The organism is Nonomuraea sp. NPDC052129, from assembly GCF_040680095.1.
In the GTDB taxonomy this organism is placed as follows: Bacteria; Actinomycetota; Actinomycetes; order Streptosporangiales; family Streptosporangiaceae; genus Nonomuraea.
On sequence record NZ_JBFAVX010000038.1, the window covers coordinates 71423 to 95709 of the forward strand.

Genomic DNA, 24287 nt, shown 5'->3' on the forward strand with positions numbered 1-24287 from the left:
TCCAGGAAAGAGTAATGAGCGCTACACAGGAGTCAAGATTCGTAATGGAAAATTCACACAGTCCGATCGAGCAGCTCAGGAGCACGGTGAAGCAGCTCTGGGACGAGCTGTCTCCCGCCGAGCGAGCCGTGTGCCAGTTCTTGATCTCCGCTGCGCCCGAGCAGATCCTCTTCTCCAGCGCGCAGGAGCTGGGCGCGGCCTCCGGCACCAGCAACGCCACCGTGATCCGCACCATGCAGCGGCTCGGCTTCGGCGGGCTGCCGGGGCTCAAGAGGGCGCTCGCCGGTGAGTTCACCTCGGCCGTGGCGCCCGACGTACGCATGCGGCAGCGCATCAGCCATGTCGGCCACGACCTGTCGGCGATCTGGGACAGAGTCTTCGACGAGGCCCGCGAGCGCCTCGACCACGGCCGCCGGCTCTATGACGCGGCGGCGTTCCAGCGCGCGATCGAGGTGATGGCCCACGCGAGCTCGGTGCTCGTCTACGGCGCGGGCGCCTCCGAGCCGTCGGCCCGCTATTTCGCGCTCAAGCTGGGCCGCCGTGGCCACCGGGCCCGCGCGGTCTCGGCCACCGGCTTCGCGCTGGCCGACGACCTGCTCTCGCTCCAGCACGGCGAGGCCGTCGTCATCTTCCAGCCCGGCCGCAAACTCAGGGAGCTCACGGTCCTGATCGACCGGGCGCACGCGGTGGGCGCCGGCGTGATCCTCATTTCGGACGAGCTGGGCGGCACTTTCGCCGACCGGGTCGACGCCGTACTGGCCGCCCCCCACACGCCCACCGGCATCAGCGCCGAGCCGCTGACCGGCATCATCGTGGCCGACGCGCTGCTGCTGGCGCTCGACTCGCTCGACGAGAGCCGTTCGGTCGAGCACTCACACCAACTGACCTCGCTCCGCGAGCAACTGCTCGGCCCCCGTATCCGCTAACCTCGCCTCGTCACTTACGCGGGTATGGGGAAGGTGTAGTCGTGATCGGCTGGCTCGAAGCGGTGGTGCTGGGGCTGATTCAGGGCCTCACGGAGTTCCTGCCGATCTCCTCAAGTGCCCATATTCGCGTGGTTTCCGCGTTCTTCGGCTGGCAGGATCCCGGCGCCGCGTTCACGGCGGTGATCCAGCTCGGCACCGAGACGGCCGTGCTGATCTATTTCAGGAAAGAGATCTGGGAGATCATCTCCACCTGGACCCGCGCCCTGTGGACGCCCGAGCTGCGCAGCCACTACGCCGCCCGCATGGGCTGGTACGTGATCGTCGGATCCCTGCCCATCGGCATCCTGGGCCTGGTGTTCAAGGACCAGATCGAGACGGTCTTCCGCGACCTGCGCCTGGTGGGCACCACGCTGATCGTCTTCGGCATCATCCTCTGGTTCGCCGACTACACCGCCCGCAACAGGCTCACGCTGGAGAAGCACCTGAGCTTCACGCACGCCATCGTCTACGGCTTCGCGCAGGCCCTGGCGCTGATCCCCGGCGTCTCCCGCTCCGGTGGCACGATCACGGCGGGCCTGCTGCTCGACTATCGGCGCGAGGACGCCGCCAAATACTCCTTCCTGCTGGCCATCCCCGCGGTCCTGTCGTCGGGCCTGCTGGAGGTCGCCCAGATCGGCGACGGCCAGGCACCCGCCTGGGGGCCGACCATCGTGGCGACGGTCATCTCGTTCATCGTCGGCTACGCGGCGGTGGCCTGGTTCCTGAAGTACATCAGCCAGCACCGCTTCACCGGATTCGTCATCTATCGCATCCTGCTCGGGCTGTTCGTCATCCTCGCGGTCACCCTTGGCTGGATCCCCGCCCAGGGCTGAGCCGCTTTCAGGCTGTCACCGGCGTATGCGATGAGCCGCCTGGTGAGAGCTCGTACGGCGGCGGGGCAGCGCCAGGAGGACCACCCCGAGCAGCGCCCAGGCCGCCAGCACCCCTAGCGGCGTCCCCAGCGCGGCCCCGTCGAAGTAGACGGTGTTGCGCACCACCTCGCTCCCCGGTTCGACCGGCAGGAACCGGCCGATCGCGGCGTACCACTCGGGAATGAACCGCGCCCCGATCGGGCCGCCGCTGGCCGGCAGCCCGATCGGGATGAACAGCAGCGCCGCCAGCACCATCCCCCCGATGCCGACTGCCTTGAGCAGGCCCGAGACGACCAGCCCGATGGTCAGCACGATCCCCGCCGACACCACGACCAGCCAGCCGTATCTGCCGGGCAGGGCGCCGAGCACCACGTCCGCGAGCCAGGCATTGACCGAGGCCGCCACCAGGGCGCCCGCCACCATCACCCCGACCCGCAGAGCCACGCCGTGTCCGGGCGCGACCTTCGTGAGCAGCAGGGCCATCGCGAGGCCGGGCAGCACCAGGCTGAGCACGTAGAACATGCCGGACGTGCCGCCCACGTCACCAGCGGCGAGCGGCACCGCGTCCTCCACCCGCAGCGCCCGGCCCCGCGCCTGCTCGGCGGCTTGGAAGGCCCCGGTGATCGCGGCGGCGCCCGCGCGCCCGCCCGCGCTGGCCACCACGAGCCTGCCCTCCCGCGGGACCAGGATCGCGTCCACCTCCCGGCCGAGCAGGGCTTCGTGGGCGACGTCGACGGAGGCGTATTCCCGCAGGTCGAAGCCGCCGGGTTTGTTGTCTTCCATGGCCCCCGACAGCTGGTTCACCAGCGTGTCCGGCCCGACCACCGCGACCGGCACGCCGTGCGGCTCCGGCTCGAAGAACGTCCCGAGGAACGACCCGGAGAAGAGCATGCCGAGCAACGAGACCCCGACGAGCACGCCGATGATCTTTCTCATAGAGATTCACTGTCTGTTGACTTCATCACTGTTGAATTCATGGCCGTCGAATTCTACATAGATGAATTTCCGTAGTTGAATGGCCCCATGGCCGAAGAACGCGGAAGGCGCCCGGGAAGCCCCCCGACCAGGACGTCGATCTTGGAGGCCGCGGTCGACTCCTTCACCGCACGGGGCTACGGGCAGACCACGATCAGGGCCGTGGCCCGCGCGGCGGGTGTCGATCCGGCGCTGGTGATGCACTTCTTCGGGAGCAAGGAGGGGCTGTTCCGCGCGGCGATCGAGCACAGCATGCCGGTCAGGCTGATGGCCGAGGCCCTCGACGGCGACCCGGAGCTCATAGGCGAGCGGTTGGTGACCAGATATCTGTCGCTCTGGGAGCATCCCGCGCACGGCCCGCGGCTGACCGCCATCCTGCAGGCGGCCGCCGCCACCCCGGCCGCGGCCGACCTGGTGACGAACCTCACGCGGGTGGATCTGCTCGGGCCGCTCGCCGAGCGACTGCCCGGCGACCACGCCGAGATCCGCGCGCTGCTCGCCGCGTCACAGCTGGTCGGCATGGCCATGTTCCGCTACGTGATCAAGGTCGATCCGCTGGCCTCGCTGCCCGTGGACCGGGTGGCGGCCCTGGTGGCGCCCAACGTGCAGCGCTATCTGACCGGCACGCTCTCCCTCGACGAGCTGACCGTCTCCGGCCGGTAGGTCACCAGCGTGAAGACCAGCGCCAGCAGCGCGAGCCCGGTGGCCAGCACGATCACGCCCACCCTGCCGTACCCGTCGAGGGCCAGGCCGCCGGTGATGCCCGCCACGAACAACCCGACGTACTGCGCCGAAGACAGCAGTCCAAGACCGATCGGCACGTTGTGCGGCACGGCGGCGACGGTCCTGTACTGCTGCGCCGGCGCGACCAGCCACCCGAGCGCGCCCCAGCAGAGCGCCCACACCAGGGCGATGGGCAGGGCGAGGTTGGCGACCGGGATGAGCGCCAGGAACACCGTCGAGGCGGCGATGCCGATCAGCACCATCCGCCGCGGCCCGTACTTGTCGGTGAACCGCCCGCCGACCTGGTTGCCCAGAACCCCGCCGATCCCCCACGCCCACAGCACGGCCGGCAGCGGCAGGTCGAACAGCGAGCCGATATAGGTGTAGGCGGCGAACCCGGCCGCGAACATCAGCAACTGCGTCACCAGCACCGCCAGCACCCGCCGGTCGGCCAGCGGGGCGAACCGGTCGGCCAGCCGTCCCGTGGTCTCGATCATGACATCGGGCACCACGGCGACCACCCCGGCGAAGCCGAGCACACCGAGCGCGACCACGAGCCAGATCGTCGCCCGCCAGCTCAACGCGGACCCGAGCCAGGTACCCAGCGGCACGCCGATCGCCGACGCGACGCTCAGGCCGCCCATCACCAGCGCGAGCGCGCGGCCACGACGTTCGGGCGAACTCAGCGCCGTGGCGACACCGGAGGCGGTCGGCGTGAACATCGCCGCACCCGCCGCCGCGACCACGCGGGTGACCATCACCAGCGGGTACGTGGGCGCCAGCGCGGTCAACGTGTTGCCCACCACGAACACGGCCAGCGCGATCAGCAGCACCCGCCTGCGGGACAGCCGCGCGGTCAGGGCGGCCAGCACCGGCGACAGCAACGCGTAGGCCAGCGCGAACACGGTCATCAGCTGGCCGGCCGCCGATAACGAGATATCCAGATCATGTGAAATGGGCGCCAGCAGTCCGGCGGTGACGAACATGCCGGTGCCGACGGCGAAATTCCCGAGCGCGAGAGGATAGAGCCGACTGCTCACTGGGTCTCCTTCAGTTCGATGCTCATCAAAGTGACCCATAGTTGGATTGTTGTCAAACAATGCGACGGAGGTAAGGTCGGAGCATGCGCCTGCTTCCACATCCGGCCACTGACGACATCCAGCTCACCGAGGTGTTGCGGGCGCTGTCCGATCCCATACGCATGGAGATCGTCGTCCGTCTGGCCAGCCGGGGCGAGATGACGTGCACCGACGCGGGCGACGACCTCGGCGTCCACAAGTCGACGGCCTCGCACCACTACCGGACGCTGCGCGAGGCCGGGGTGATCATGTCGAAGCAGGAGGGGCGGCTGAAGTACATCAGCCTGCGGCGCGACGACCTCGACGCCCGCTTCCCCGGCCTGCTCGACGCGATCCTGTCGGCGGCTCATGTCCCGGTCTGAGCGGCGGCCCGCGTCTGACGGCCGACCGCTGCCCCAGTCTGTCGGGCGGTCGGCGTCCCCCGCAGACGGGCGGTCGGCGTCCCCGGCAGACGGGCGGCCGGTGTCCCCGGCTGATGGACTGCCCATCCGGCACGTCCTGCCCGAGCTGCTCGACGTGCTCGACCGCGCCGGCTCGGCCGTCCTGACCTCACCGCCCGGCACGGGCAAGACCACCGTCGTCCCGCTCGCCCTGGCATCGGCCGGGCTACGGGTGCTGGTGGCGGAGCCGCGGCGACTGGCCGTACGCGCCGCGGCCAAACGGATGGGCGTCAGCTACACGATCCGCGGCGAACGGCACACCGGCGCGAACCCTCTGGTGGAGGTCGTCACCACCGGCGTACTCCTGCAGCGGCTCCAGCGCGACCAGGAGCTTTCTGGCGTGGACGTGGTGATGCTCGACGAATGCCACGAACGCCACCTCGACGCCGACACGGCGCTCGCCTTTCTGCTCGACGTACGGGACACACTCCGTCCTGACCTGCGGCTTCTCGCCGCCTCGGCCACCGCGGACGCCGCCCCCTGGTCCCGCCTGCTCGGCGACGCGCCGATCGTGCGCGCGTCGGGGGCGACGCATCCCGTCGAGATCGTGTGGACGCCACCGGTACGCCCGGTCGCCCCACCGCACGGGCTCCGGGTCGACCCCGCACTGCTCTCGCACGTGGCCCAGGTCGTACGGCAGGCGCTGGCGGAACAGGAGGGCGACATCCTGTGCTTCCTGCCCGGCACGGGCGAAATCGCCAGGGTGGCCGCCATGCTCAGCGGCACGCTCTCGGGCGACGGGTCCTCGGGCAGCGGGCGCTCCAGCGGGCTCTCGAGTGGTGTCGAGGTGCTTCAGGTGCATGGGCAGGCGCCAGCCCGTGTCCAGGACGCGGTGCTGTCGCCCGGATCGGCGCGCAGAGTGGTGCTGGCCACGTCGGTGGCGGAGTCGAGCCTGACCGTGCCGGGGGTGCGGGTGGTGGTGGACTCTGGCCTGGCCAGGGAGCCGCGCACCGACCACGCCCGGGGGCTCGGCTCGCTCACCACCGTACGAGTCTCGAAGGCATCGGCCGACCAGCGCGCCGGCCGGGCCGGACGGGAGGCTCCCGGCACGGTGTACCGGTGCTGGACAGCGGCGGAGCACGACCGGCTCGCCGACCACGCACGGCCGGAGATCGCCCTGGCGGACCTCACGGGGTTCGCGCTGCAGGCCGCCTGCTGGGGCGACCCGGACGCCTCGGGCCTCGCCCTGCTCGACCCACCACCACCTGCCGCGATGACCGCCGCCACCCGCACCCTCCACACCCTGGGCGCCCTGGAACCAGCCCCTGGCACCACACCCTCGTACGGGTCGGACGATGGCACCGACCAGGTGATGTGGCGGGTGACCGCGCGGGGGCGGCGGATGGCATTGGTCGGCGTGCACCCGCGCCTGGCCAGAGCGCTCCTCGACCTCGGACCGCGCGCCGCCGAGGTGGTGGCGCTGCTGTCCGACCAGCTCCCCCGCGACGCGGGTGACGACCTCGTGGAGATCTGGCGCTCGGCCCGCCACGGCCGCGACGGCTTCACGGCCCGCTGGCGCCAGGAGGTCCGCCGCCTCACAAGAAGCACCCCGCCCCCGGACCGACCCGCCCCACCCCCAGGCCGACAGGCCCCACCATCGGACCGGGGCCCCACGTCACCGGACCGGCGAGCCGCATCCCCGGACCAGGGGCCCGCGTCACCGGACGGGCGGGAGATGACCGACGACGCCCTGGCCGGGCTGGCGGTGGCGTTGGCGTTCCCTGAGCGGGTGGCACGGCGGCGGGGCGGCGGATACCTGATGGCGTCCGGCACCCAGGCGCAGTTGGCCGAGGGGTCGCGGCTCGGCGAGGCGAAGTGGCTGGCCGTGGCGGTGGCCGACCGTCTCACCGGCTCGGCGTCGGCCCGGATCCGCCAGGCCGTGGTGATCGACGAGGAGACCGCCAGGCTGGCGTTCCCGGTGACCACCGAGGAGGAGATCGCCTGGCGCACCCCGCCGGCCGAGCGCCGCGGCGACGTGTCCGCCCGCGTCGTCGAGCGGCTCGGCGCGATCGAGCTCTCCGCCACCCCGCTCAAGAACGCCGACGTCCGCGAGGCCATCCTGTACGGCCTGCGCACCGAGGACGTACTGACCTGGACCAAGGAGGCCACCGCACTCAGGGACCGCCTGGCGTTCTGCCATCGCGAACTCGGCGACCCATGGCTCCCGATGGACGACCTGGCGGAGATCGCCGAACGCTGGCTGGAGCCCGAGCTGTCCCGCGCCCGCCGCCGCGCCGACCTGGAGCGCATCGACGTGGCCACCGCCCTGAAGCGGCTGATCCCGTGGAGCCGGCGGCTGGACGAGGTGGCGCCCGAGCGCGTCGCGGTGCCCAGCGGCTCCCGCGTCCGCGTGGACTATTCGGGCGGGCAGCCGGTGCTGGCGGTCAAGCTGCAGGAGCTGTTCGGCTGGACGGAGACGCCGAAGATCGCGGGCGTACCGCTCCTCGTACACCTGCTCTCCCCCGCCGGACGCCCGGTGGCGGTCACCGCGGACCTTGCGTCGTTCTGGCGCGAGGGCTACCGTGCGGTCCGCGCGGAGCTACGCGGCCGCTACCCCCGCCACCCCTGGCCGGAGAACCCGCTGACCGCGGCCCCCACCCGCCGCGCCAACCCGAGATGACCCCCGCGACCGGAGAAACCCGACCGACGGACGAACCGACTGACGGACGAACCAGATGGGCCGGGAACCAACCGACGGACGAACCAGGTTGGACGGGGCCGAGATGACCGATGACCAGCTGCTTGAGGCGGCGCGCAACAACGCCGAGTGGTGCGACGCGGTGTGCCGCTCGCACGGGTCCCCCGGCACGTTCAGCACGCTGAGCTGGACCAACCCCGGCGTCAGCCCGACCTACTACCCCGATGCCGTCACCCTCTCCCCCGAGGCGACGTGGGCCGACCTGCTGGCCGGGGTCGAGGGCAAGCGGAGCGCCTCGGTCAAGGACAGTTTCGCCGTGCTCCAGCCGCCGCCCGGGTGGGACCTGCTATTCGAGGCCGAGTGGATCCACCGCCCGACACCCACGACGACCAGAGCGACCATCGCCCCGGCGACGACCGGGGACGTCATCACCTGGGAGGCGGTCCGCGACGCGGGCACGCTCCGCGACTGGGAGCGCGCCTGTTTTCCGGCGGATGACACGGATCTGTTCCGGCCGCCGCTGCTGGGCGAGGTCACTGTGCTGGCGGGCCGGATCGACGGCGACATCGTGTGCGGGTCCGCGCTCAACGCGAGCGGCAGTGTCGTGGGCGTCTCGAACGTGTTCGCCTTGGGCTGCGACCTGAACGCCGCCTGGTCGGGCACGGTGGCCCTGGCGGCCGAGCTGTTCCCCGGCCGCCCATTGGTCGGCTACGAGACCGACCCGACCCCCGCGTCCCAGCACGGCTTCACCCCGATCGGCCCGCTCCGGGTTTGGGTCAAACCCTGAGCACATCCGCCATGTCGGCCCCCGCCTCTCGTGGTGCCGCATCCATCACCTTGCCGCATCCGCCGACGTCGAACATGCCAGCGCCCTGCTCGACCTGTCCGACCTCACGCACCATATGAGCGTGGTTCGCTGGCAGAGTGAGCGCGATGGGATCCTGCGGGATCTCCCCAAAATTCGCATCACATACGGACCTGCGCATTCAACTCTGAGCCCCGCATGGCTCGACCTCACCTTGAGCGAGGCGGATATTCTCGGCTACCTCACCCTGAGCAGCGCCGCTGGACTCATCAACGGCCTGTACGACCTAGCCCAGCCCACTAAACAAAAGCTCCACGTGGGCCTATAACCATCATTGGGCAGGGCGACGCGTCACTCGGCGACCCAGAAGCTCCAGTCGTCCGGCGCTTTGGGCCAGGACGGATCCGGTAGCCAGCCGGGCGGGGGTTCCCAGCCCTCGGGGGCCGGTGGCCAGCCACCGGGAACGACGACCCCCGGAACGTCCTCTGCGCCTGCCCCACGGGGCCCGTCGTGGCGTTCCCGGGAGTGCCGCAGTGGCCCGCTGTGACGAACCCGAGCGTGCCGCCCTGCCGCACCGGGAAGCCGACCGACCAGCGGGCGGAGCCGATGTAGTACGCGTCGCCGCGTCCAGCGCATCCTTGGTCGAGATGAGCTCGGTCGGCGACCTTCGCCTGGGCGCCCGCCAAGGTGATCGTACGGGTGGCGGCCGCGTCCGTCGTGGCCACCACCAGGTTGACCTGCTGGAGTGCGTCGAGCATTTATGGGATTTGTCCTGTTTTTAGAGGCGCTGGCCGGGCTTGTCGACGAGGGTGGCCTTGAGCACGCTGTCCCAGCCGAGCACCTGGCCCTTCTTCACCGAGTCGAACGCGCCCCCGTCGTGGTCCCGGACGACGATGGTGCGATACCCCATGTACTCATACGTCTTCGGATCGATGAAGATCTCGTCGCGCTGGTACCCGTACTGCAGTCGGTACAGCGAAACCCCCGGCCGCCCGGCCAGATCCGCGGCGCTGGCCCTGTACTTGACGCCGGGGATCTTCGCCATGGCCCCGTACATCGCCGCCCGCAGCCGGGCCGGCAACGCCGCGTCCCGCATGCCCTGGGCGAGCTGCTGGAAGGCGACCGTGTCGCGCTCCTCCTCGCTCATCGGAGGCGGCGACGCAGTGCTGTCCCTTGACACCGGGCGGGCGTCGTGCTCCCGCTCGACCTGTCCGTACATGCGCGCCAGCAACCGATCCGGGTCGGTCGGCAGCCCCAGCAGGTACGGGTACGTCACCTCGAACTCCGACCCGTCGTACGTCTTCAGCCTGCCGTTCTCGATGGTCGCGAACCCCTTCTCGTTCACCCGCCGCCACATCTCGTGCGTTCTGGTCACCTTCGGCTGGCCGAACAGCGGCGGCCCCCCGTCCACCCTGGTCTGGGCAACCACCGTCTTGACGTAGGCCCACTGGTCGGGCCGAGGCGCCGGCTCGTCGTCCGCCGCAGCCTTGGCGGCCGCGTTCCCGGCGAGATCCTGGGCGTCGGCCACCGGCCGCAACCGCACCACCGTCGGCGTCCCGCCATTGGCCGTGGCCGTGACCCGCCCTTGCCGCGCCCCTGGAGCCTCCTTCAGGACCACGATTCCGGCCGCCAGTGCGGCGGCGGCGGCCCCGACCCCCATGGCTCTCACAACCACGAACCACCCCCGCCGAGCCCCCGCCCTCGTGTCCACGGGCTGGTCGAACAGACGGGCGTGCAGCCGCTCCCTGGCCATCGGATGGTACGGCGGAACCTCCGGACGCCCCTCCCGGAAGACGGCGATCTCGTCCCTGCGACTCATGCCAGCCCCTTCTCGCCCATGGGATCGGTGCCGCCGAACGCCCGGCGCACCTTCTTCCGAATCCGGTGCAACCGCGACCTGACCGTCCCGACCGGCACCCCCAGCGCCTGGGCCGCCTCCTCGTACGTCAGCTCCGCCCACGCGATCAACAACAGCAGATCCCGATCGGCGGCTGGCAGCTTGGCCAGCACCGCGGCGAGCTTCGGCTGCAGCCTCTCGGCCGTCACCCGCGCGGCACTGCGCTCGTCGAACGACTCCACCGCCCCGTGCGCGGGCGTCCGGGCCAGCACCCGGTTCCGCCGCACCTCCGCCCGTCGATGCTCATGCAGGGCGATCGTCGCGATCCCGTACAACCACGGCCGCGCGTCGGGCCGCTCCGGGTCGTACTTGTACCGCTGCCGGAACGCCGCCAGAAACGTCTCCGCGACGAGATCCTCGGCCATCTCCACGCCGAGCCGGCGGGCGACGTAGCGGTGGATCTCATCACTGTGCCGATCGACGATTACCGCGAACCGCTCGGGCTGCCGCAACGACTCCACCAGCACCGCCGCGTCAGTCACCTCATCGGCGGCACTGTGTGTCGCGGGGGGTGCGGTCAACACGTATCACGCCTTGTCGGGCTCATCATGTGATCCTCTCGAGTTCGGATGTCACCCCGTACTCGACAAGACCTCACAAGACGGTTCCCACTTTCCGGCGCGGGTGGTCAGCCGTCCTTCCTTGGCATTGGGAATATCACTTTAAGGGCCCTGCCAAGATTCCCGTGGTGACAGATTGTGCTGACCCATCCACACTCCGCTGTTCTGGATGAGACCGTGAACGGTGTGCAGCCGTGACATGGTGAACGTGCTCTTCCCGCACCTGGCCGCGGTGGAGATCGAGCAGGTGGACCGTCAGGACGGCCAGATCCGGATGGCGGCTCGCACACGAGGTGACCCGGTGTGCGTGACCATAGAAGCCATCCCCGCGTCCTTGCCGTCGGTGCGCACGTACGCATCCGCCGCGTCCAGGCCTGCGGCGGCCAGGAGCGGAGGGTTGTCGGAGACGAAGCTGGCGATCGGCCCGCTCCGGGTGTGGGTCAAGCCTTGAGGACGTCCTCCATCGTCGGCTCCGACAGTACCTCGACCGTCTCCGACCCCACCCCCACATCCTTGAACCCGCTGGACGTGGCGACACAGACCACCGGCCCGTCGAAGTCCCGCCCCAGCCTGCGGTAGGCGGCCAGCCCCGCCGCTCCCGACAGCTCCTGCCACAGCCCCTGCCTGGCCAGTGCCCGCTGCGCCGCCCGCATCTCCTCGTCGGTGACCAGCAGCGCCTCTCCGTCGCTGTCGCGCACCGCCCGTACGCCCCGGTGGCCGCCCACCGAGCCGCCGATGCCGTACGCGTCCGTGTGCCCGAGCGAGACGATCGCGGCCGGCGCCCCCGTGGCGACGGCCCGCGCGTGGGGACCGCCCACGGCGGGCTCGCAGGAGAACATGCGCGGCGTCGAACCCGCCAGCCCGAGCCGCCGCAGCTCGGTGAACCCCTTCCAGACCCCGTACAGCAACTCCGCGTAACCCGTCGGCGCGAACACCGCCGCCGGCACCCTGCCGAGCTGCAGGAACAGCTCGTACGCGATCGTCTTGTAGCCCTCGGCCCCGAACGGGTGCCCGGTGTGGGTGACGGTCAGGTTGCTGACCGGGTGGTAGCCGAGCCGGTCCACGATCTCGCGCATCAGCGGCCAGCGTGCCTCGACCGGCACGGCGAGCACCTTGGCCCCGTACGCGCGGACGAGCGAATGGACGGCGGGCGGCGCGTCGGCCGAGGCCAGCACGATGGCGGGGAGCCCGGCGCGGGCGGCGTACGCGGCGGCCGAGGCGCCGTGGTTGCCCGACGAGGCCACCACCACGCCCGGCGCCCCCGCGCCCACGGCCGCGCTGACGGCGACCCGGTTGAGCCGGTCCTTGTGCGACCAGGTGGGGTTGCGCGACTCGTCCTTGACGTACACGCCTTCCAGCGGGATCAGTGGCGTGCCGCCCTCGCCCAGCGTGGGCGCGTGCAGTGGCGGCAGCAGCGGTGACCAGCGCGCGAGGTCGGGGCCCGGCTCCTGCTCGAACAGGGTCGCGCTGACCCGGGCGTAGTCGTAGTCGACCTCGACCGGATAGGCCAAGGACGCGGTGCTCGTCCTGGGGCAGCCGCGGGTCAGCGGCGGCCACAGCGGATACGTGATCGAGGGGTCGCCCAGGGAGCGCTGGCCGGTGGCCAGAGATGGTCCGTTCACGCGGCCCAAGCCTAGACGCGCTATCATTGTGATATCACTTCGATAGCAAGGAGTCGGGATGGAACGATACGCTTTCCGCCTGAACGGTTTCCTGGTCCTCCTCGTCCTGCTGGTGCTCGCCGCCGTGGCGGCCATCGGCTCGCCGCAGGTTCTGGGCATCGGGTGGATCGTCCTCTTCGCACTGGCCGCCAGCGGGTTCACCGTGGTCAACCCGAACGAGGCGAAGGTGGTGCAGTTCTTCGGCCGCTACATCGGCACGGTCGAGGACGCGGGCTTACAGTGGGTGCTGCCGTTCACCAACAAGACCACGATCACGCTCAGGGTCCGCAACTTCGAGACGGCCAAGCTCAAGGTCAACGACGCCGACGGCAACCCGGTCGAGATCGCCGCGGTGGTCGTCTACAAGGTGGACGACGCGGCCAAGGCCAAGTTCTCGGTGGATGACTATGAGGACTACGTCGAGATCCAGTCGGAGGCGGCCGTGCGCCACCTGGCCACCACGCACCCCTACGACTCGCACGAAGCCGGCCGCACCAGCCTGCGCGACGGCACGGAGGTGGCCGCCGAGCTCACCGCCGAGCTGCGCGAGCGCACCGAGCTGGCCGGGATCGAGGTGCTGGAGGCGCGCATCACGCACCTCGCCTACGCTCCCGAGATCGCCCAGGCCATGCTGGTCCGCCAGCAGGCCGCGCAGGTCGTGGCGGCGCGTACCCGAATCGTCGAAGGCGCCGTGGGCATGGTCCAGCTCGCGCTCGATAGGCTGGCCGCCGAGCAGGTGGTGGAGCTGGACGAGGAGCGTAAGGCGCAGATGGTCTCCAACCTCTTGGTCGTCCTCTGCGGCGACCGGGCGATCCAGCCGGTGGTGAACACCGGCAGCCTGTATGCCTGAGCGCAAGAAGCTCCTGCTGCGCCTCGATCCGGCCGTCTACGACGCCCTCGCCAAGTGGGCGGCCGACGATCTCCGCAGCGTCAACGCGCAGATCGAGTACGCGTTGCGGCTCGCGCTGAAGCAGGCCGGCCGGGAGCCTCGCAACGAAGGGTGAAAACCCGCACACTTTAAGCATGTTGTGGACAGGCAGGTCCGCCATCGAGATCGCGACGGCCGTACGTCAGGGTGAGGTCACGGCCGCGGCCGTCGTCGAGCAACACCTTCACGCGATCGCCGAGCGCGATCCAGGAGTCGGGGCGTTCCGGCTGGTCAGGGAGCGGGCCCTGGACGAGGCGCGGGCCGTGCAGGAGCGCCGCGACCTGGCCGACCTGCCGCTGGCGGGCGTACCCGTCGCGGTGAAGGACAACCTGGAGGTCGCGGGCGAGGCCACCCGCGGCGGGTCCGCCGCGACGGCGGACACGCCCGCGCCCAAGGACCACGAGACGGTCGGCCGGCTGCGCGCGGCCGGCGCGGTGATCGTCGGCCTGACGAACCTGCCCGAGCTGGGCCTGGTCGCCTTCGGCGACAGCGCCTTTGGCACCGTGCGCAACCCCTGGAACCTGGCCCGTACGTCCGGCGGCTCGTCGGCGGGCAGCGCCGCGGCGGTGGCGGCCGGGATGGTGCCGCTGGCGCTGGGCAACGACGGGATGGGCTCGCTGCGCATTCCCGGGGCGTGCTGCGGGGTGTACGCCATCAAGCCGGGCACGGGCCTCGTACCACCGCCGACGGAGACCTGGGGCGGCCTCACCGAGAACGGCCCACTGGCCAGGAACGTGCCCGACCTGGCGCTGATGCTCTCCGTCCTGGCCGCCGACGAGGGCCTGGCCGAGTCCTGGCGCGGCGGCGAACGGATCGAGCCCCGGCCGCGCATGCTCCGCTCGGTCTGGGCGGACGATGACGACGAGGTCTGGGCGCCCCGGCCACCGCACGAGACCCCGGAGCCCTTCGACCTGCGCGTGGCCTACGCCCCGCAGCCGCTGCCGGTGGGCCTGCCGATGGACCGGGAGTTCCAGGCGGCGGTACGCGCGGCGGCCGAGACCCTCAGGGTCGCCGGGCACACGGTCGTCGAGCACGAGCAACGCCTGCCGGCCGCCCTCGGTCCCGCCACGATCGCCACCTGGCTTACCCGCGCCTCCGGAGCGGCCGCCGGCCTCGACCGCACGCGCCTGGAACCGCGCACCCGCGCGCTGGCCCGCGCGGGCCGGGTGCTCCACGCGCTCAGGCTGGACGGCGAGCGGGGCCGCGCCCGCTGGCACGGGTACGGCGCCGACCAGTGGTTCGGTGACGCCGACGTGCTCATCACGCCGACACTGGCCCGGATTCCGCCGAAGGCCGACCGCTGGGGCGAGCGCGGGCTCGCGCGCAACCTGCTGGCCAACGTCAGATACGCGCCCGCCACCGGCGCCTGGAACATGTGCGGCTGGCCCGCGCTCACCGTCCCCATCGCCACCCACTCCAGCGGCCTGCCGATCGGCGTCCAGCTCATCGCCCCACCCGGCGGCGAGCCGCAACTCCTCGGCCTGGCCGCCCAGCTGTCGGCCGCACACCCACCGGTCCGGCCGCGCGGCTACTCAAGCTGACGTCCGATTCAGCTGAAATCGGGCAGTCGGCGGCGGGCGTGGTCGATGAACGCCCGCGCGGCGGGCCCCGACGGCCCCGTGGCCCGCCAGATGAGCGCCATCCGGCCGCGCAGCCGCGGCTCGGTGATCTCCAGTACGTGCAGGTCGTCCTTCGCGACGGTGACCGCCGACTCGGGCAGTACGGCCAGGCCGAGCCCTTTGGCGGCGAGCTGCCCCAGCACGTACGGCTCGCTGGCCTCGAAGGCGACATGCGGCGTGAACCCGGCCGCGGCGCACGCCTCGTCGAGAGCGGCCCGCAGACCGGTGCCGCGCGGCAGGCAGATCAGCGCCCGGTTTGCCAACTCCCGCAGCGTGATCGCGGGCTTCCCCACCAAGTCGTGAGCGACCCCCACGGCGGGCTCGTGAGCGAGCCCGACATCGGACTTCCCCGCCAGGTCGTGAGTGAGCCCGACGGCGGCCACCAATGCCTGGTCGATCACCACCTGGGCGTCGAGCCCCGCCGGCACGCTCGATCCGATGCCGATGAGCCCGAGGTCCATCCGCCCCGCCCGCACCGCCTCGATCAGGCTCTCCGGATCGGACTCCTGCAGCGAGATCTCCACGGACGGATGCCGATCATGGAAGTCGGCCAGCAGCCCCGGCAGGTCGAGCACAGAGGGCGCCGAGACGGTGCCCATCACGACATGCCCGCGCAGCAGCCCGGTCATCTCGTCGACGACCAGCCGGGCGGCGGCGACCGCCGCGAGCGCCGCCCGCGCGTACGGCAGCACCGCCTCCCCCACCTCGGTGAGGCGCACCTGTCGCGCCGAGCGGTCGAACAGCGGCTGGCCCAACTCCCGCTCCAGCTGCCGGATCTGCGCGCTCACCCCGGGCTGGGCCACGTGGAGCCGCGCTGCGGCCTTGGTGAAACCCGCCTCCTCGGTCACAGCCACGAAGTACTCAAGCTGTCGGAGCTCCATAACAAATCATGCTAGCAGCCAGACAATCCATCTCTTTGACTTCTGGATGAGCCGGACACAAGCTGAACCGCATGGACATGCTGAAGTGCCCGGTGTTCCGACCGGGTGATGAGGGATATGACGACGAGCGGGCCGGTTTCCAGGCCCTCGCCCGGCACCGGCCAGCCGTGATCGTCGGCGCTACGGACGCCGCCGACGTGCGTGCGGCCGTGGCCATGGCGGCGGCGGACGGGCTGCCGGTGGCCGTGCAGGCCACCGGGCACGGCATGCCGATGGCGGCCGAGGGCGGCCTGCTCATCAGCACCCGCAGGATGACCGGCGCATGGATAGATCCCGAGACCGCGACGGCCAGGATCGAGGCGGGTGTGCGCTGGGCGCGGGTCATCGAGGAGGCGGCCCCCCACGGGCTGGCCCCGCTGTCCGGCTCGGCCCCGTCCGTCGGCGCCGTGTCCTACACGCTCGGCGGCGGGCTCGGGCTCATGGCGCGCCGTTATGGCTACGCCGTCAACCAGGTACGCGCCATCGAGGTGGTCACCGCCGACGGCGTACTCAGGGAGGTAACGGCCGCGACGGAGCCGGACCTGTTCTGGGCGCTGCTCGGCGGGCGTGGCAACTTCGGGGTGGTCACGGCGCTGGAAATCGGGCTGGTCCCGGTGACCAGTCTGTACGGGGGCGGCCTGTACTTCGATCTCGCCACCGACGTGGTGCGGCGCTGGGCCGAGTGGACACGGGACCTGCCCGAGGAGATGACCTCGTCCATCGCGGTGATCCCGTTCCCCGACGCCCCGCAGGTGCCCGAGGTGTTCCGCGGCCGCCGCGTCGGCCACGTGCGGATCGCGTACACGGGCGGCCAGGAGGAGGGCGAGCGCCTGCTGGAGCCGCTGCGCGCGATGGGGCCCCGCCTCGTGGACTCGGTGAAGGAGTTGCCGTACACCGAATCGGGCAGCATCCACAACGACCCGGCCGAACCGATGGCCTACTACGCCACCCACTCACTGCTGCGCGAGCTGCCCGCGCGGGCCGTGGACGCGCTGCTGGAGACCGAGCGCGCCATCCTGGAGATCAGGCACCTGGGTGGCGCGCTGGACAAGCCGGGCCTCGGGCCCGTGGTCAACCGCGACGCCCAGTATCAAGTCGGTGTCCTGTCCCGGCTCGCGCCGGGCGGCGACCCCGGCGAGGTGCGCCCGCTCCACGACGGCGTCCGCGAGGCCCTGTCGCCATGGGACACCGGAGGCCGCGGCCTCAACTTCCTGTACGGCGAGAACACCGCGCCCGAGCAGGTCCGCCTGGCCTACGACCCGGACGACTACCGGCGGCTGGCCGCGCTGAAGACCGTGTGGGATGCCGGCAACCTGTTCCGGCTCAACGCCAACATCCCACCGGCCTGACGGTCAGACCCCCATCGGGTGCCAGACCGTCTTCGTCTCCAGGAAACGCGTCATGCGGGTCAGGGCCGGGGCCGCCCGCCAGTCCTCGTCCGGCGACGGGCGCAGGACCCGCTTGAGGTTCTCCGCCGCCGCCTGCTCGCAGGTCAGCGCCAGCTCGGCATCGGACACGCCGGTCAGGTCCAGTCCGTTGACGTCCATGTGGGCCGCCAACCAGGGCGCGAGCTCCCGCTGATGCCCCGTGAGAACGTTGACGACGCCGCCCGGCAGGTCCGAGGTGGCCAGCACCTCCGCCAGGGTGATGGACGGCAGCGGCGTCCGCTCGGAGGCGATCACGACGCACGTGTTGCCCGTCACGATCACCGGCGCGATCACCGAGATCAGCCCCACCAGCGGGTCCTCGGGCGCGACAACGGCGACGACCCCCGTGGGCTCCGGCGAGGAGAGGTTGAAGTACGGGCCGGCGACCGGGTTGGCCGTGCCGTGCACGGAGGCGATCTTGTCCGACCAGCCCGCGTACCAGACCAGCCGGTCGACCGTGGCGTCCACGGCCTCCAGCGCCGCCTTCTTGCCGCCGCCCAGCTCCTCGGCGAACTGCGCGCGGCGGCCCTCCAGCATCTCGGCGATCCGGTAGAGGATCTGGCCCCGGTTGTAGGCCGTGGCGCCCGACCAGCCGGGGAACGCCTTGCGCGCCGCCACCACGGCGTCACGGACGTCCTTGCGGGAGGCCCGCGACGCGTTGGCGAGGAAGTCGCCCTTGGGCGAGGTCACGGCGTAGGACCTCCCGCTCTCGGAGCGCGGGAACGCCCCGCCGATGTACAGCTTGTACGTCTTGCGAACGGCCAACCTACTCATCGCCGCGCCCCCTCCGCATGGTCTCCTCCGACATCTCGACCGGCACGAAGACCTGGCCACACCGGCTCACCCCGCAGCGGTGGGCGTACCAGCCGGTGCGTACGGGCCTTCCGGCGCGGGCGAAGGCGTGGCCGCGCGTGGCCTGCGCCCGCCGTCTACCCCGGCGGGAACGGCGGTGCTCACACATCAAGGTAGGCCTCCAACCCGAGCAGCCCGCCCTCTCGGCCGTATCCGGACTCCTTGTACCCGCCGAACGGCGCGGCCGGGTCGAAGCGGTTGAACGTGTTGGCCCAGACCACTCCGGCCCTGAGCTTGTCGGCCATCCACAGGATGCGCGAGCCCTTCTCCGTCCAGATCCCGGCCGACAGCCCGTACGGCGTGTTGTTGGCCTTCTCCACGGCCTCGGCCGGAGTGCGGAACGTCAGCACCGACAGCACCGGGCCGAAGACCTCCTCCCGGGCGATGCGGTGCGACTGGGCCACGCCGGTGAAGACGGTCGGCGGGAACCAGAAGCCCTTGTCGGGTAGTTCGCAGGCGGGCGACCAGCGCTCGGCCCCCTCCTGCTCGCCGAGGTCGCTGAGCGAACGGATCTTCGCCAGTTGCTCGGCCGAGTTGATCGCGCCGATGTCGGTGTTCTTGTCGAGCGGGTCGCCCAGCCGCAGCGTGCCGAGGCGCCGCTTGAGCGCCGTCAGCAGTTCGTCCTGGATCGACTCCTGCACCAGCAGCCGGGAGCCCGCGCAGCACACGTGCCCCTGGTTGAAGAAGATGCCGTTGACCACGCCCTCGACGGCCTGGTCGAGGGCGGCGTCGTCGAAGACGATGTTCGCGGCCTTGCCGCCCAGCTCCAGCGTGAGCTTCTTGCCGGTGCCCGCGACGCTCCGGGCGATGATCCGACCGACCTCGGTGGAGCCGGTGAAGGCCACCTTGTTCACGTCGGGGTGGGCGACCACGGCGGCTCCGGTATCACCCGCCCCCGTGACGATGTTGACGACACCGGGCGGCAGCTCGGCCTGCTGGCAGATCTCCGCGAACAGCAGCGCCGTCAGCGGCGTGGTCTCGGCCGGCTTCAGCACCACCGTGTTGCCGCAGGCCAGCGCGGGGGCGATCTTCCAGGCCAGCATGAGCAGGGGGAAGTTCCACGGGATGACCTGCCCGGCGACGCCGAGCGGCCGGGGGTCCGCGCCGAACCCGGCGTACTCCAGCTTGTCGGCCCAGCCGGCGTAGTAGAAGAAGTGCGCGGCGACGAGCGGCAGGTCCACGTCGCGCGACTCGCGGATGGGCTTGCCGTTGTCGAGCGACTCCAGCACGGCCAGCTCGCGGGCGCGTTCCTGGATGATGCGGGCGATCCTGAACAGGTATTTGGCCCGTTCGGTGCCCGGCATCGCGCTCCAGACCCCGAAGGCCTTGCGCGCGGCCTGTACGGCCCGGTCGACGTCGTCGGAGGAGGCCGTGGCGACCTCCGCCAGCTTCTCCTCCGTCGCCGGGTTGATCGTCTTGAAGGCGGAGCCCGAGCCGTCCACGAACTCGCCGTTGATGAACAGCCCGTACGACGGCTTCAGATCGACGATGTCGCGCGACTCGGGCGCCGGTGCGTATGCGAAGGTCGCCATCATCAGTCCAAGGTGAAGTAGTCGGGGCCCGCGTAACGGCCGGTGGTCAGCTTCTGGCGCTGCATCAGCAGGTCGTTCAGCAGCGACGACGCGCCCAGCCTGAACCAGTCGGGCGACAGCCAGTCCTCGCCGGCGGTCTCGTTGACCAGCACGAGGTTCTTGATGGCGTCCTTGGTGGTGCGGATGCCGCCGGCCGGCTTCACGCCGACCTGCCGGCCCGTCTCGTCGCGGAAGTCGCGCACCGCCTCCAGCATGATCATCGTCACCGGCGGCGTGGCGGCCGGGGCCACCTTTCCGGTGGAGGTCTTGATGAAGTCGGCTCCGGCCAGCATCGCCAGCCAGGACGCCCGCCGTACGTTGTCGTAGGTCGACAGCTCGCCGGTCTCGAGGATCACCTTCAGGTGGGCGGAGCCGCAGGCGGCCTTCACCGCGACGATCTCCTCGTACACCTTGAGGTAGTCGCCGGACAGGAACGCGCCGCGGTCGATCACCATGTCGATCTCGTCGGCGCCCGCGGCGACGGCGAGCGCGGTGTCGCTCACCTTGACCTCCAGCGAGGTGCGTCCGCTCGGGAAGGCGGTCGCCACGGAGGCGACCTTCACCCCCGAGCCGCGCAGCGCGCCGGCGGCCACGGCCACCAGGTCGGGATAGACGCAGACGGCCGCCACCCGGGGCGCTCCCTCGCCGGGGTGCATCGCCTTGGTGCACATCGCACGGACCTTCCCGTGCGTGTCCGCGCCCTCGAGCGTGGTGAGGTCGACCATCGAGATGGCCAGGTCGATCGCCATGGCCTTGGCGCTGGTCTTGATGGAGCGGGTGCCGAGCATCGCCGCTCGCTGGTCCGCGCCGACCCGGTCGACACCGGGCAGGCCGTGCAGGAATGCTCGCAGCGTCGCGCCGGACGAGCCGACGTCGGCGAGCGAGGTAGTCACAGTTGACACCTCCACAGGATCGCCGACCAGGTGGGCTACGTCCAAACCGGATCACTAAGGCGGCATCGGTGCCCCTCCTAGGTACTCCCTGGCCTGGAGTTTCCCGGGAGATAGGGCATCCGCCCGATGTGGCGGTAGGGGCCTTAGCCCGAACCTTAAGAGTGTCAGCAAGACACAAGAAGGAGACACACCACCATGAGTCCCGAGATCGAATACCAGATCATGAAGAGCCACGTCAACGAGCTGCGCCAGGCGGCTGCCCGGCACCGTCAGGTACGCGAGGCGATGGAGGGCAACAAGTCCGAGCGCCGCTCGGTCTTCGGCAAGCGCCGCTCCTCATGACCACCCCACAAGCGCCCGGCCGCACCCTCCCTCGCGGCCGGGCCACCGTCCCTCCCTAGCACCACCTTCCGAAAGGGTCTTCCTCTCCAAGGACCCCAACCCACGACGGACCGTCACACGGGATCGAGACGGTCGGCGTGACGAACCCTCCGGGAACCCCATTTGCGGCCACCGCCCCAGGGGGCCAAAGCCGCTTATCAATCTGCCCTAAATGCGTCGAAAGCGGCTGGTGAGGCATGACATGCTGGACGACATGCTGGGACGTTCGGTAAGTCCCGTCTTCGTGGGGCGGGAAGAGGAGCTCACGGCCCTCTCTCAAGCCTTCGACGAGGCCCGGAAGGGCACCGCGACAGCCGTGCTGGTCGGCGGTGAGGCGGGAGTCGGCAAGACCCGGCTGGTACAACGCTTCGCCGAGCAGGCGGCGCGGAGCGGCGCTCATGTGCTGTACGGCGGGTGCGTCGAGCTCTCCACGGAGGGCCTGGCCTACGCGCCGTTCACGGCTGCCCTGAGGCAGCTGGTCAGGGAGCAGGGCACCAGCCAGATCGCCGCGCTGCTGCCGGGCGGCGCCGAACGCGACCTGGCCCGGCTGCTCCCCGAGTTCGGCGAGCCCAGCGGCGACGGCGAGACCGACACGGGCCGGGCGCGCCTGTTCGAGCAGTTCCTGACGCTCCTCCAACGACTGGCCGGCAACCGGCCGACGATCCTGCTCATCGAGGACATCCACTGGGCCGACCGGTCCAGCCGCGACTTGATCGCCTTCCTCAGCCGCAATCTCGGCACCGCGCAGATATTGATCGTCATGACCTACCGCTCCGACGATCTGCACCGGCAGCATCCGCTCCGGCCGGTGCTCGCCGAGCTGGGCAGGGTCAGCAGCGTGCTCAGGCTCGACCTGCCCCGCCTGTCCAGGGACGAGGTCGCCCTGCAGATGGCCGGGATCCTCGGCATCGACCCCGACTACCCCAAGGTGGAGAAGGTCTACGAGCGCAGCGAGGGCATCCCGCTGTTCGTCGAGGCCCTGCTGGACTGCGGCGAGGACTGCGCGTTCCCCGAGTCGATGCAGGACCTGATACTCGGCTCGGTCGAGCGGCTGCCCGAGGAGACCCAGCGCGTGCTGCGCATCGCCGCCGCGGGCGGCATCAGGGTCGGCCACGCCCTGCTCGCCGCGGTCAGCGGCCTGTCCGACCTGGAGCTGGAGGCCGCGCTGCGGTCGGCCATCGCCGGGAACGTGCTGCAGATCGCCGACAACCGCGCCTACGTCTTCCGCCACTCCCTCATCCGCGAGGCCGTACACGACGAGCTGCTGCCCGGCGAGCATCAACGTCTGCACTCGCGCTACGCCGAGGAGATCTCCCGCGACCGCAAACTGGTGCCACCGGGCCGGGCCGCCGTGGAGCTGGCCCACCACTGGTACGGCGCGCGCAACGACCTCTGGGCGCTGATCTCGGCCTGGGAGGCGGCGCAGAAGTCGTTCGGGGCCTTCGCGTACACCGAGGCGATCCCGCTGCTCGAACGCGTACTCATGCTGTGGGACCGGGTGCCGGACGCGGCCGAGCGCATCGGCGCCGACCACACGGCGGTGCTCGAACGGGCCAGCGAGGCCGCCCTCGCGGGCGGAGAGCTCGACCGGGGCATCAAGTTCGTCAAGGCGGCCCTGGCGCAGCTCGACGAGACCCAGGAGCCGGCCCGGGTAGCCGCGCTGATCGTGCGCTGGGCCAACCTCAAGATCTACAAGGGCAAGACGGGCGTCCTCGACGACTTCCAGCACGCACTGCGTCTGGTGCCCGAGCCGACCCTGGCCCGCGCGAGCGTCATCATGCCGATGAGCCAGCACCTGATGCTCCGTGGCGACGTCAAGGAGGGCACCCGGCTCATCGAGGAGGGCCTGCGCCTGAGCCGGGATCTCGGCGACAAGTGCCTCGAAGGAGACCTCCTGCTGAACCTGGCGCTCGGCCACTCCATCGACGGTGACACAGAGGCGACGCTGGCCACCAACCTGCGCGCGCTGGAAATGGGCCGTCAGGAGAGCTCGGGACGGCTCATCACGCGGGCGATCGGCAACAACATCGACGCGCTGAGCGACCTGGGACGCTCCGAGGAAGCCCTCGCACTGGCCGACGAGGGCTGGCAGGTGGCCAAGCAGTACGGCCGGATGCGGCTCAACGGGCTGTTCATCCTGCTCAACAGGGCCGAGGCGCTGGAGGCCATCGGCCGCTGGGACGAGGCCCTCGAGGCCATCGGGCAGGCGCTCAGCCTCGGCCCCGTGCTGCGCACCCACAACCACCTGCTCCGCGTACGCGCCGACATCGCGCTGGGCAGGGGCGAACTCGCGGTCGTCGAAGGCATCCTGGCGGAGCTGGGCGTGCTCAAGGAGCGGCCCGAGGAGTTCTTGCAGGACATCACCAACAGCACCCGGCTGCGGATCGGCTGGCACCTGTTCAAGGGCGAGTCGCTGGCCGCGCTGGCCGTGACCGAGCGCATCCTGTCGTTGTCGTCGCAGTCCCCCAAAGCCATGCTGGGCTGGCGGCGGCTGGCCCTGCTCACCCTGGTCTGCGACACCGCCGAGGACGCCGAGCCCGACCGGGTCCGCGCGGTGCGCGAGCAGGCCGCCAAGGTGGCCGCGAGCCTCAAGGTCAGCGGGCCGGTGGCGGAGGCGTACAAACTGACGTACTCGCGCGACTTCGACGCGGCGGCGGCCGCCTGGGAGCGCCTCAAGCGCCCGCACAACCAGGCCAAGGCCCTCGTCAGAGCGGCCACCGTGGTGGCGCGGTCGGGCGACAGGGAGGGCGCGGCGACCCGGCTCGCCGTGGCCGCGCCGCTGGCCGCCGCGCTGCGGGCGACGCCGCTGATCGACGAGATCGAGGCGCTCTCCCGCCGCGTGGGCGTCGTCCAGCAGCAGGCGACCGTCCCCGAGCTGCTCACGCCGCGCGAGACGGAAGTGCTGCGGCTGGTGGCGCTGGGCCGTACGAACCGGGACATCGCCGCCGAGCTGTTCATCTCGGCCAAGACGGTCAGCGTGCACGTGTCCAACATCCTGGCCAAACTGGGCGTGACCACCCGCGGCGAGGCAGCGGCGGCCGCACACCGCCTCTCCCTGCTGTCTCGGTAGAAGCGAGCCTC

At 70.9% G+C, this 24287-nt stretch carries 22 protein-coding genes and 1 pseudogene; 13 read left to right on the forward strand and 10 right to left on the reverse strand.

Features of this window, described 5'->3' with window-relative positions:
* Positions 1-44: 44 nt before the first annotated feature.
* Together AB0L53_RS49405 and AB0L53_RS49410 are read left to right on the forward strand one after the other, a co-directional pair.
* Entirely contained in the window at positions 45-926 is an 882-nt protein-coding gene (locus tag AB0L53_RS49405) for a MurR/RpiR family transcriptional regulator (protein WP_364010801.1), read from the forward strand.
* A 41-nt stretch (positions 927-967) separates the two neighbouring features.
* Positions 968-1798 (forward strand): undecaprenyl-diphosphate phosphatase, encoded by an 831-nt coding sequence (locus AB0L53_RS49410; protein WP_364010804.1) that lies wholly within the window; start codon positions 968-970, stop codon positions 1796-1798.
* Between the two features lie 15 nt (positions 1799-1813).
* On the opposite strand, the gene AB0L53_RS49415 is transcribed toward AB0L53_RS49410, so the two are convergent.
* Positions 1814-2773, reverse strand: a complete 960-nt coding sequence (locus tag AB0L53_RS49415) for a hypothetical protein (RefSeq protein WP_364010807.1) — start codon at positions 2771-2773, stop codon at positions 1814-1816.
* Positions 2774-2914: 141 nt separating this feature from the next.
* On the opposite strand from AB0L53_RS49415, the gene AB0L53_RS49420 reads away from it, so the two are divergent.
* Positions 2915-3475 carry a TetR family transcriptional regulator gene (locus AB0L53_RS49420; RefSeq protein WP_364010810.1) on the forward strand — a complete coding sequence of 187 codons (561 nt, stop codon included), beginning with the start codon at positions 2915-2917 and terminating at the stop codon, positions 3473-3475.
* Here AB0L53_RS49420 and AB0L53_RS49425 read toward each other — a convergent pair.
* Positions 3424-4575: an MFS transporter gene (locus AB0L53_RS49425; RefSeq protein ID WP_364010813.1), complete on the reverse strand. Its 1152-nt coding sequence runs from the start codon at positions 4573-4575 to the stop codon at positions 3424-3426. The two genes, AB0L53_RS49420 and AB0L53_RS49425, sit on opposite strands and share 52 nt — an antisense overlap.
* Positions 4576-4658: 83 nt before the next feature.
* Here AB0L53_RS49425 and AB0L53_RS49430 point away from each other — a divergent pair, with 83 nt between their 5' ends.
* From AB0L53_RS49430 to AB0L53_RS49440, 3 genes are all read left to right on the forward strand, one after another.
* Complete coding sequence (locus AB0L53_RS49430) at positions 4659-4976, forward strand: helix-turn-helix transcriptional regulator (protein ID WP_364010816.1); 318 nt, start codon at positions 4659-4661, stop codon at positions 4974-4976.
* Positions 4977-5076: 100 nt separating this feature from the next.
* Positions 5077-7674 carry an ATP-dependent helicase C-terminal domain-containing protein gene (locus AB0L53_RS49435; protein ID WP_364010820.1) on the forward strand — a complete coding sequence of 866 codons (2598 nt, stop codon included), beginning with the start codon at positions 5077-5079 and terminating at the stop codon, positions 7672-7674.
* A gap of 103 nt (positions 7675-7777) precedes the next feature.
* Positions 7778-8479: a hypothetical protein gene (locus AB0L53_RS49440; RefSeq protein WP_364010822.1), complete on the forward strand. Its 702-nt coding sequence runs from the start codon at positions 7778-7780 to the stop codon at positions 8477-8479.
* A gap of 536 nt (positions 8480-9015) precedes the next feature.
* On the opposite strand, the pseudogene AB0L53_RS49445 reads toward AB0L53_RS49440, so the two are convergent.
* The 3 genes and pseudogenes from AB0L53_RS49445 to AB0L53_RS49455 form a co-directional block, all read right to left on the reverse strand.
* Positions 9016-9126, reverse strand: a pseudogene (locus AB0L53_RS49445) (S1 family peptidase); the annotation flags it as partial.
* 149 nt (positions 9127-9275) lie between these two features.
* The gene (locus AB0L53_RS49450) at positions 9276-10316 is read right to left on the reverse strand and encodes a CU044_5270 family protein (protein WP_364010825.1); all 1041 of its coding nucleotides are present in this window, start codon (positions 10314-10316) and stop codon (positions 9276-9278) included.
* Positions 10313-10918, reverse strand: a complete 606-nt coding sequence (locus AB0L53_RS49455; protein WP_364010827.1) for an RNA polymerase sigma factor — start codon at positions 10916-10918, stop codon at positions 10313-10315. Before AB0L53_RS49455 ends, AB0L53_RS49450 begins: the two co-directional genes overlap by 4 nt.
* A gap of 235 nt (positions 10919-11153) precedes the next feature.
* Here AB0L53_RS49455 and AB0L53_RS49460 point away from each other — a divergent pair, with 235 nt between their 5' ends.
* Positions 11154-11405: a hypothetical protein gene (locus tag AB0L53_RS49460; RefSeq protein WP_364010830.1), complete on the forward strand. Its 252-nt coding sequence runs from the start codon at positions 11154-11156 to the stop codon at positions 11403-11405.
* Here AB0L53_RS49460 and AB0L53_RS49465 read toward each other — a convergent pair.
* The gene (locus AB0L53_RS49465; RefSeq protein WP_364010833.1) at positions 11395-12576 is read right to left on the reverse strand and encodes a pyridoxal-phosphate dependent enzyme; all 1182 of its coding nucleotides are present in this window, start codon (positions 12574-12576) and stop codon (positions 11395-11397) included. The genes AB0L53_RS49460 and AB0L53_RS49465 overlap by 11 nt on opposite strands.
* A 58-nt stretch (positions 12577-12634) precedes the next feature.
* Here AB0L53_RS49465 and AB0L53_RS49470 point away from each other — a divergent pair, with 58 nt between their 5' ends.
* Genes AB0L53_RS49470 through AB0L53_RS49480 form a run of 3 tightly spaced genes read left to right on the forward strand, consistent with a single transcriptional unit; the run spans position 12635 to position 15084 of the window.
* A complete protein-coding gene (locus tag AB0L53_RS49470; RefSeq protein WP_364010836.1) occupies positions 12635-13465 on the forward strand; it encodes an SPFH domain-containing protein in 831 nt (276 codons plus the stop codon).
* Complete coding sequence (locus AB0L53_RS49475) at positions 13458-13619, forward strand: hypothetical protein (protein WP_357649351.1); 162 nt, start codon at positions 13458-13460, stop codon at positions 13617-13619. The genes AB0L53_RS49470 and AB0L53_RS49475 overlap by 8 nt, the downstream gene beginning before the upstream one ends.
* A 19-nt stretch (positions 13620-13638) precedes the next feature.
* Positions 13639-15084, forward strand: a complete 1446-nt coding sequence (locus AB0L53_RS49480; RefSeq protein ID WP_364010839.1) for an amidase — start codon at positions 13639-13641, stop codon at positions 15082-15084.
* A gap of 8 nt (positions 15085-15092) precedes the next feature.
* On the opposite strand, the gene AB0L53_RS49485 is transcribed toward AB0L53_RS49480, so the two are convergent.
* Positions 15093-16043, reverse strand: coding sequence for a LysR family transcriptional regulator (locus AB0L53_RS49485; protein ID WP_364010842.1), 951 nt, complete (start codon positions 16041-16043; stop codon positions 15093-15095).
* A gap of 71 nt (positions 16044-16114) precedes the next feature.
* Between AB0L53_RS49485 and AB0L53_RS49490 the strand changes: the two genes are divergently transcribed.
* Positions 16115-17431 carry an FAD-binding protein gene (locus AB0L53_RS49490; RefSeq protein ID WP_364010845.1) on the forward strand — a complete coding sequence of 439 codons (1317 nt, stop codon included), beginning with the start codon at positions 16115-16117 and terminating at the stop codon, positions 17429-17431.
* A gap of 3 nt (positions 17432-17434) precedes the next feature.
* Here the strand turns inward: AB0L53_RS49490 and AB0L53_RS49495 are convergent, their stop codons facing one another.
* The 3 genes from AB0L53_RS49495 to deoC form a co-directional block, all read right to left on the reverse strand.
* Complete coding sequence (locus AB0L53_RS49495) at positions 17435-18283, reverse strand: aldehyde dehydrogenase family protein (RefSeq protein WP_357959180.1); 849 nt, start codon at positions 18281-18283, stop codon at positions 17435-17437.
* A gap of 179 nt (positions 18284-18462) precedes the next feature.
* On the reverse strand, positions 18463-19893 hold the full coding sequence (locus tag AB0L53_RS49500) for an aldehyde dehydrogenase family protein (protein WP_364010966.1): 1431 nt from the start codon (positions 19891-19893) through the stop codon (positions 18463-18465).
* Between the two features lie 2 nt (positions 19894-19895).
* A complete protein-coding gene (deoC, locus tag AB0L53_RS49505; protein WP_364010969.1) occupies positions 19896-20825 on the reverse strand; it encodes a deoxyribose-phosphate aldolase in 930 nt (309 codons plus the stop codon).
* A 195-nt stretch (positions 20826-21020) separates the two neighbouring features.
* Between deoC and AB0L53_RS49510 the strand changes: the two genes are divergently transcribed.
* Entirely contained in the window at positions 21021-21167 is a 147-nt protein-coding gene (locus tag AB0L53_RS49510; protein WP_364010848.1) for a hypothetical protein, read from the forward strand.
* 253 nt (positions 21168-21420) lie between these two features.
* Positions 21421-24276, forward strand: a complete 2856-nt coding sequence (locus tag AB0L53_RS49515) for an AAA family ATPase (RefSeq protein ID WP_364010851.1) — start codon at positions 21421-21423, stop codon at positions 24274-24276.
* Positions 24277-24287: the final 11 nt, after the last annotated feature.